This window comes from Crocosphaera watsonii WH 8501 (assembly GCF_000167195.1).
Taxonomy (GTDB): domain Bacteria; phylum Cyanobacteriota; class Cyanobacteriia; order Cyanobacteriales; family Microcystaceae; genus Crocosphaera; species Crocosphaera watsonii.
The window spans coordinates 55,716-63,512 of sequence record NZ_AADV02000008.1; the positions used below are offsets into that span (position 1 = coordinate 55,716).

8 protein-coding genes and 1 pseudogene are annotated in these 7,797 nt (G+C 36.4%); 5 read left to right on the forward strand and 4 right to left on the reverse strand.

Going from position 1 to position 7,797, the window contains the following annotated elements:
• The first annotated feature begins 259 nt into the window (after nucleotides 1-259).
• The 5 genes from CWATDRAFT_RS12015 (at nucleotide 260) to CWATDRAFT_RS33510 (ending at nucleotide 3,225) form a co-directional block, all read left to right on the forward strand.
• The gene (locus CWATDRAFT_RS12015) at nucleotides 260-661 is read left to right on the forward strand and encodes a hypothetical protein (protein ID WP_007305232.1); all 402 of its coding nucleotides are present in this window, start codon (nucleotides 260-262) and stop codon (nucleotides 659-661) included.
• 33 nt (nucleotides 662-694) lie between these two features.
• Complete coding sequence (locus CWATDRAFT_RS12020; RefSeq protein ID WP_157134073.1) at nucleotides 695-859, forward strand: hypothetical protein; 165 nt, start codon at nucleotides 695-697, stop codon at nucleotides 857-859.
• 11 nt (nucleotides 860-870) lie between these two features.
• A complete protein-coding gene (locus CWATDRAFT_RS12025) occupies nucleotides 871-1,290 on the forward strand; it encodes a hypothetical protein (protein WP_007305233.1) in 420 nt (139 codons plus the stop codon).
• Nucleotides 1,291-1,420: 130 nt separating this feature from the next.
• On the forward strand, nucleotides 1,421-2,878 hold the full coding sequence (gene glmM, locus CWATDRAFT_RS12030; protein ID WP_007305234.1) for a phosphoglucosamine mutase: 1,458 nt from the start codon (nucleotides 1,421-1,423) through the stop codon (nucleotides 2,876-2,878).
• Between the two features lie 236 nt (nucleotides 2,879-3,114).
• Nucleotides 3,115-3,225, forward strand: a complete 111-nt coding sequence (locus tag CWATDRAFT_RS33510; RefSeq protein ID WP_071905580.1) for a DUF4351 domain-containing protein — start codon at nucleotides 3,115-3,117, stop codon at nucleotides 3,223-3,225.
• Between the two features lie 360 nt (nucleotides 3,226-3,585).
• On the opposite strand, the gene CWATDRAFT_RS12035 is transcribed toward CWATDRAFT_RS33510, so the two are convergent.
• The 4 genes and pseudogenes from CWATDRAFT_RS12035 to CWATDRAFT_RS35795 form a co-directional block, all read right to left on the reverse strand.
• Nucleotides 3,586-4,251 carry a hypothetical protein gene (locus tag CWATDRAFT_RS12035; protein WP_007305239.1) on the reverse strand — a complete coding sequence of 222 codons (666 nt, stop codon included), beginning with the start codon at nucleotides 4,249-4,251 and terminating at the stop codon, nucleotides 3,586-3,588.
• A gap of 47 nt (nucleotides 4,252-4,298) precedes the next feature.
• A complete protein-coding gene (locus tag CWATDRAFT_RS12040) occupies nucleotides 4,299-4,751 on the reverse strand; it encodes a DUF1822 family protein (RefSeq protein ID WP_007305238.1) in 453 nt (150 codons plus the stop codon).
• A 291-nt stretch (nucleotides 4,752-5,042) separates the two neighbouring features.
• Complete coding sequence (locus CWATDRAFT_RS12045) at nucleotides 5,043-5,534, reverse strand: hypothetical protein (protein WP_007305237.1); 492 nt, start codon at nucleotides 5,532-5,534, stop codon at nucleotides 5,043-5,045.
• Between the two features lie 352 nt (nucleotides 5,535-5,886).
• Nucleotides 5,887-7,370 (reverse strand): annotated as a pseudogene (locus CWATDRAFT_RS35795) (IS1380-like element ISCwa5 family transposase).
• Nucleotides 7,371-7,797: the final 427 nt, after the last annotated feature.

Below are 7,797 nucleotides of genomic sequence, written 5' to 3' on the forward strand. Positions count from 1 at the left end.
GGATATTCAGGTATTATTTTGATCGCTGTTTTTATGGGTTTTATCTGAAACTTAATTGATTCTTTAAAATAACAATTCAAACTTTACATTAACTTTATTTTCTACATATTATTTCATATTTTTTTGTGTCAAATACCAGTGTTTTTAGGGTTAACAATTGAAAGATATAAATGTAATAATGAAAGTAAATAATCTTTAAATTATCTATTGGCTCTGTTTTAAGAGATTCAGAAATTTTGGGCGGAAATACTTATTTATTATGAAAAAATCAACTTTAATTTCTAAGGGTTTACTGGGAACCACTTTTGCTGCATCAATCTTAGGCTATGGGCTAACGGTCAATGCCGCAGGATTGACACAAGTTTCCCTAGAACTAGCACTTTTAATTGATGGCTCTGATAGTATTTCAGATGAACATTTTTATGATCAAATTGATGCTTTAGGTAACATCTTCAATGATCCTAACTTTTATAATGACTTTGTTTTGCCATTAAAAGGTAAACAAGTAGCCGACCACAAAAATTATGGTCAAACAGTAGTAATCAATGATCCAAGTGTAGCGGTTAGTATTTATCAGTTTGGCTCTGGAATTGACCCCGATAACCGCCAATTAGTTTACCCTGTTTTGGAGCAAATTGCTGATTGGACTGTATTTAACTGACAACATCAATCAGGTATGGGACAATTGGATTCGATGACCATTAATAAAGTGGGTGGTTTCACTCCCATTGGTGATGTTCTGGACTTGATGATCAAAGAGTTCTCGAATAATTCCTATGCTCGAATAATTCCTATGATGGACATCAGACTGTTAATTTATCGAGCGATGGATTTGAAACAGAATCATCATCGTCTGTGAACAGTCTGGACATGGCATTCTTATTATTCGACAGTGGTGTTACATTTAACGCCCTAGCCATCCCTACAACACTTGATGCACAGGGGGGGGGAGAAGCAAATCCCTCTGGGGACCTTTACCATAGCTCTAACTTGCAAAATATCGTCGATCCTTTTGGTGATGGATTCCCTCCGTTGAATTTAGCTGGTAACGATGGGTTTGTTTTGTATGATTACGCAACAGGAGAAAAAACCCTAGAAGACGCATTTCGTTTGAAATTGGGCTTAGAAACCATTGGCACACCACCACCTCCTCGGCCTCCTGAACCTCCTAAACCTCCTGTGGTAGATCCAACAGGAGACCCAGAAAATGTCCCCGAACCTAGTTCTATATTAGGTTTACTCGTCATTAGCATACTTGCCCTATTGCCAGGCAAGAACAAGGGAACTTAGTTAAGAAAGACAATCTCTGGAACATTAGGTAAGGTTTTAACGTTTAGAATTCTTGTAGTCCAAAATTTTACTCAGATCGAACTAAAGAGTATATCCTGTAAAGGTGAGTAAGTTGTGAGGCAGTGAATCAATGGTTATCTCCCTATATCCTAATGGCAGCGGTCGTTCAAATAATCAGACCAGGAACTTCAATCATCGCTTTTTGAATCCACTCCCCCATCTACCCAATAGTGCTTTGTTTGGGACTGATGGCATCAGAGGTAAGGCAGGAGAGTTATTAACGGCTCCGTTTGCCCTACAATTAGCATTTTATGCCGGACAAGTTTTAAAATCAAAAACAGCCACACCCGGTCCCATTATCATCGGTCAAGACTCTCGTAACTCCAGCGATATGTTAGCTATGGCTATGGCCGCAGGACTAACTTCAGTCGGCTTGGAAGTCTGGCAGTTAGGATTATGTCCTACTCCCTGTGTTGCTTATTTAACCCGTCACAGCGAAGCAATGGCAGGGATCATGATTTCTGCTAGTCATAACCCTCCAGAAGATAACGGAATTAAATTTTTTAACGCAGATGGTACGAAGTTGTCCTCAACCCTAGCCCAAGAAATAGAAGAGGGGTTACGAGGTAATCTTGTTGTGTCCATGGATGATATGGCTGTTTGGGGTAAAACTTTATATCAATCCAGTTTAGTTAATGATTATTGTCAGTTTTTACAGGACAGTTTACCCACTTCCTTCAGTTGTCAAGGGATGAAAATCGTTTTAGATTTGGCTTGGGGTGCTTCGGTAAATGTGGCCCCGGCTATGTTTAATGCGTTGGGTGCAGAAGTTATTTGTTTACACGATACAGCTAACGGCGATCGCATTAATGTCAATTGTGGTTCCACTAATCTTAATTTATTGCAAGCTGCGATCTCAGAACATCAGGCGGACATGGGGTTTGCTTTTGATGGAGATGCTGATCGGGTGATGGCGGTAGATGGTACAGGAAAGGTGGTGGATGGAGATTATATTCTTTACCTCTGGGGAAAATACCTCTTAGAGCGGGGTAAACTGCCCGATAACCTCTTGATCGGCACTGTTATGGCAAATTTGGGGTTTGAACGTGCTTGGCAAGGTCTAGGGGGTCAATTGGTTCGTACCTCTGTAGGCGATCGCCATGTTCAAGCGCAAATGTGGCAAACTGGGGCTATGCTTGGGGGTGAACAGTCGGGACACATTATCTGTCATCATTACGGGGTGTCAGGGGATGGTGTCCAAACGGCGTTACAGTTGGCTGCTTTGGTGCATGAGTCTGGGGTATCTTTGGCTGAGTTGGTGCAAAATAGTTTTGAAACCTATCCCCAGATTTTACGCAATGTTCGTTTAGAAGATCGGGAAAAATTACGCTCTTGGCAACAGTGTGAACCTCTGCAACAGGCCATCGCCCAAGCAGGGGAAGATATGGGTAATACAGGCCGGGTTTTAGTTCGTGCGTCGGGAACAGAAACTTTAATTAGGGTGATGGTTGAATCAGAATGTCCTAATGCTGCTAGTCATTGGGTTAATTATTTAGTGGGAGTTGTGGAAACCCATCTTGCTGCTTAATATCAATAAGGTTCAGGATTTGTTTTGTCTTCATTATTAACCCAAATATAGTGGACTTTAGCTAATAATGTTATACCATGATTTCAATTAATTAATCCCAGTAAAAAACCCTTAAAGTAGGGTGGGTTAGACGGGAATAATTTGGGTTATAACAAGAAAATAATAATCCGTCGCAGGGCACCATTTTCCTTTAAGTTTCCTGAAGGTGCATTACACTTGGTTTATGCACCCTACCCATAAAATTTAGTTTTCTTCTTCTAAATACTTTAGAAGAATTAGGCGAAGCTTTACTGGATTTTCAGACAGAAACCGATTTAGTTAATTGGTTAGAAAATAACCTTAATTAACCTCTATTCACATTCAGTAATCAGTCATCCGTAGGGTGGGTTAGACGGCAATAATTTGGGTTATAACAAGAAAATAATAATCCGTCGTAACCCACCATTTAGTTTAATTTTTCCAAAGGTGCATTACACTTCGTTAATGCACCCCACCCGTAAGATTTAGGTTTCTTGTTCGGTTGTAATTTCTTCTTTCTTTTTACATTTAATCCCTGTAAAAAAGCCTTAAAGTAGGGTGGGTTAGACGGCGATAATTTGGGTTATAACAAGAAAATAATAATCCGTCGTAACCCACCATGTTCGTTTAATTCTCCTGAAGGTGCATTACACTTCGTTAATGCACCCTACCCGTAAAATTTAGTTTTCTTATTCCTTGTTCTTCTTGCATTTAATCCCTGTGAAAATAAAACCAGCACCTACTAAAATAAGTCCTAAAATATTAGATGATTCTGGAATAGATTCAGGTTCATCTGATTTGACTGTAACAGTAGATGTTACACTGTAACCTATACCAAAAAAATTAGGTGCATTATAACCACCCCCTCCATAAATACCAGAACCTAGACTAATAGCAAATATCGTATTAGCATTACAAAAACTACTATTGTTACCTAAACATAATCGTCCATTGCCATTATTATCAATAAATTCAGCATTATTATTAATAATTAACTCTGAACTTGTTAAATCAAAAGTAGCATCATTGGCTAGACTAGGGCTAGTAGAAAAAGGTCGAGATCCAAATATAGTGCTTTCATTAAAAGTAAAAGGAGATGCCCCACCAGTCACAGCTATTGTAAAATTGGATATACCAGGATCATTCCAAGCAACATCAGCAGGATTACTAGAAGCACCAACTACACTATCATCCCAAGTAAAACCACCATTGATATTGTAGGGACCTCCGTTTCCTGAATCACTAACACCAGAAAAATTGACAGTATAAATGTTAGCGGCTTTTATCATAGTAGGACTAGCTAAAGAAAGTAATAATGTAGTGGTCATTAATTGAGCAAAAGATTGAAGTTTCATGATACATACTCCTTAAGAAACTAAGTTAATTGAATGGGGGACAAAAATTACTGTAAAGCAGACAAAAATTGTTCAGGCGATCGCAGATTTAATTCATCAATGGCAACCCATTGAGAAACGGCAGAATCAACAACAACTAAAATTTTTCCTTGGGTCATATCTTCGTTAATTTCTACCAAAGCGCAACCTAAACTATTAGGTAAAAAAACAGCTATTTGTACAGTGCTTTCATCTTCTAAAACAGATTGATAAGTCAGTTTTTGCTGATCGTTAATCAGTAAATAAGGAACATGATTGAAAGCCTTTAAAAAGCGAATTTGACTATCAATATCGAAAATTTTGAGATAAGACTTAACCACAGAAACCGCTAAGGTAGTTAAATAAACTTGTTCTGTATTAGAAAAGGTTTTACACCCTTCAGAAAATCTTTCCGCCATTTGATGATCTTCAGGTTCAATGGGGATCATTAAGGTTAGGGAACTGGGATATACTGTCATCATAGAATTGTCCTGAAAATTTGCATAATATTCCTCTGATGTTCATCAAAAAGAAGAACACAATAAACGTTATTCACTAATAATGGATAAATGTCATTCGGAGGAACTAGGAATCTCTGTAAGCAACTAACCTGAGTTCGGAGTTCGGAGTTAGGAGTTAGGAGTTCGGAGTTCGGAGTTAGGAGTTCGGAGTTAGGAGTTGAGAGTTAGAGTTTTTTCGATGGCAAAATCAGGGTTTAAGACTCTTAATTTTGACCAGTTGTCTATAAATTTCCTTATATCGAACTCAGGTAACTAACCAAACTCTCGTTGTGCTTCTACAAACTGGCGAATATGACCAGAAAATTTATTAAGATTACGCTGAAAAAAAGTTCTCAGGGAAGAAGCATTAACTTGATAACGATGAGCAATGTCTTGCCATTCTTGACAATTTAAACGCTCTAAGAATATCTTTTGAAAAGTAACATGAGCATATTTCTTAGGAGCAACTTTTAATAAATTATCAGGATCTAACTCAACATAAGAATGGGTTAACTCAAGAAGACTAGGGGCAGAAGAATTAACGGGAAATTCTAACTGGTTTAAAGACTCTGAATTGATTCGTTGTAGAGGTAAACCACTAACACAAGCTTCAGCAATCATCTGTAAAATAGCGTCTACATCACTAGGATTAGACTTTTTCAAAGAATAGCAATAGTTGAGCAGAACTATCCAGCTAAAAATTGAATGATTAGCAAACCCTAAAAGATAAGACGGAATTCCTAATTTACCAACTTTATTAACCAAAGTAGCTAACTTATGCTTACAACGAATAATTTGAGCCTGATTCTTTTGGATAAAAGGTTCAACAGTTTCCTGTTTAACCTCCCAAAGATATTTTTGTAAGCGATAGTCCCGGATTTCTCACAAATTAATTTGAAAGCCCAATCCAGAGATGAAAAATGATAATTTTTAGGACTAATAGAAATTTTGAATATAGATGAATAAAAAAATTGACTTTGATTATCCAAAAATTGAGTTTAAGAGGGAATAATTATATTAACTTTTGATTTTCTCCACGATAAATAAGACTAAATGAAAGTATCAGTCAGTCAACAACTTATGATAGATATCTTTTTTAAAAAACAACTTATTCTACTTATCCAGTATTAGGAATAGTTTTAATTCTTTTGTTAGCAATAGACAAAATATCTTGATAAGGACAAGCACTAGCTATAGCGATAATAATTCTTCTACAACTAATCTTTATTCTGGCTCCCAACTTAAGAAGATTTAGACGTATTCTTCCCACAGTTGCTTTAGCCAATGAAGTTTTTTTTAAACAGTGTTGACGAAAAGCATTTATGAGAACATAAGCCCAGGAATGTATCCATAATCTTAGTTGATTACTTTGAAATGTTTGAGTTGAAGTTCTATCAGCTAACAAGTCTAATTGTTGTTCTTTACTCCGATTTTCCATCTCGCCTCTCGGACAGTATTTTTTTGTATAAAGTTTTGAGGGTGGAATTTTTGAAGCGGGCAAAGATGTCACCACATGGCGCATTTTTAAGCCATCACTTCCATAACAAACTTTTGTCACTACTCTTCTTTGACAACTCCATGACTTTTCTGTTTTATAACGAATAGAGCGATGCCAAGTAGAAATTGGTACTAATTTTTTAACTTCTTCTAAATCTTCTTTTTTCTGAAATAAACTATCCATTAATTCAATTATTGGAGCTAGTTTTTTTTCATATTCATGTTTGGCTTTTTCAATTACATCATCCGCTCGTAACTTAAGAACGCCATTTGTTCCCATAGCTATAACATAATCAACTAAAGGCTGATTTTCACAAAAATAGAAGATTTCTTCACGGGCATAGGCACTATCACCCTAACTAGGATATGAGTCTCTGACCATTTTTCTCTAATTAGTCCGATAATTCTTTGTAATTCGTCTAAGGCTCCATCGGCTGGATCTACATTAGATGAACGAAGTTTAGCAACTAATAAATGATGCCCACAGAAAATATATAAAGGAGCATAACATACTCCGTGATAATAACTATTAAAAAATGCCCCTTCTTGATTACCATGTACTTGGTCATCCGTGACATCCATATCTAATATAATACTTAAGGGAGGTTTTTTATAAGACTCTAAAAAAAATTCGACAAAAGATTTTTCAATGGCTTCAAAGTTGGGTTCTATTTTATGATAACGACTCGTTTTTTGGTCGAAAATAGTCTCAGGACAATATTCCAATCTATTAATTGTACTTTTTCCAGCTAACCATCCCTTTTTATCTTCAAGTTCATTAAGCTTTTCTAAAGCGATCTTAAGGGCAGGATCGTGGCGTAATTTATCATGGTCATTGACATCTTCATAGCCTAAAATAATTCCATAAAGCCTTTGTGCTAATAACTCATGAACGGAATGATCTACATAAGATTGATGACGATGATCTTGAAAACAGTTACCAAACTTCTCCGTAATTCCCAGTTTTTTATCCAACTCAGCTATCCAGACAATCCCCGCATCTGAAGTGATTAGTCCCCCATCAAAATTAGCGATTATTTCTTTTCCTTTCTGTTTACTAAAGTTGATTAATTGACGAGGGGTTCGGGGATGACTGGGACTCATTAAATCAGTTTAAGGTAAATTGTTTTAATAATTAAATTATAGCATATTTTATTCTAACAATCTAGTACTATTAGAGATTTTATTACTAATTTTTTCCGAAAAATGAGTGATTGATTATCTTTTCATCTTTGTCTAATTCGGGTTGATTTTACTTTAAATCTGACAAAGACTGTTGGTGGGGAAATCTGGATCGTCTGTTCAACCCATTTCTGTAAGGATCTGGGTTGGAGAACGCAATTTGTAGAAATTGGGATGGTATGAAGAAGTCTTCTGCTAGAATTAANGCGCTTATATTACGAATTGCAAGATATTTACATGNGTTGAATGTTATTGGAAGGAATTTGTTTCCTAAGTATCAAAATAGTTACGCAAAATTGGTTTGGAAACGCGTAAGGTGAAAAATGTTTTTAAGAAAAGTGATAAGTTG

Bases quoted from the DNA above. Each gene is read 5' to 3' on its own strand.
- CWATDRAFT_RS12015 (WP_007305232.1), top strand. From the start codon at position 260: ATGAAAAAATCAACTTTAATTTCTAAGGGTTTACTGGGAACCACTTTT.
- CWATDRAFT_RS12020 (WP_157134073.1), top strand. From the start codon at position 695: ATGACCATTAATAAAGTGGGTGGTTTCACTCCCATTGGTGATGTTCTG.
- CWATDRAFT_RS12025 (WP_007305233.1), top strand. From the start codon at position 871: ATGGCATTCTTATTATTCGACAGTGGTGTTACATTTAACGCCCTAGCC.
- glmM (WP_007305234.1), top strand. From the start codon at position 1,421: ATGGTTATCTCCCTATATCCTAATGGCAGCGGTCGTTCAAATAATCAG.
- CWATDRAFT_RS12035 (WP_007305239.1), bottom strand. From the start codon at position 4,251: ATGAAACTTCAATCTTTTGCTCAATTAATGACCACTACATTATTACTT.
- CWATDRAFT_RS12040 (WP_007305238.1), bottom strand. From the start codon at position 4,751: ATGATGACAGTATATCCCAGTTCCCTAACCTTAATGATCCCCATTGAA.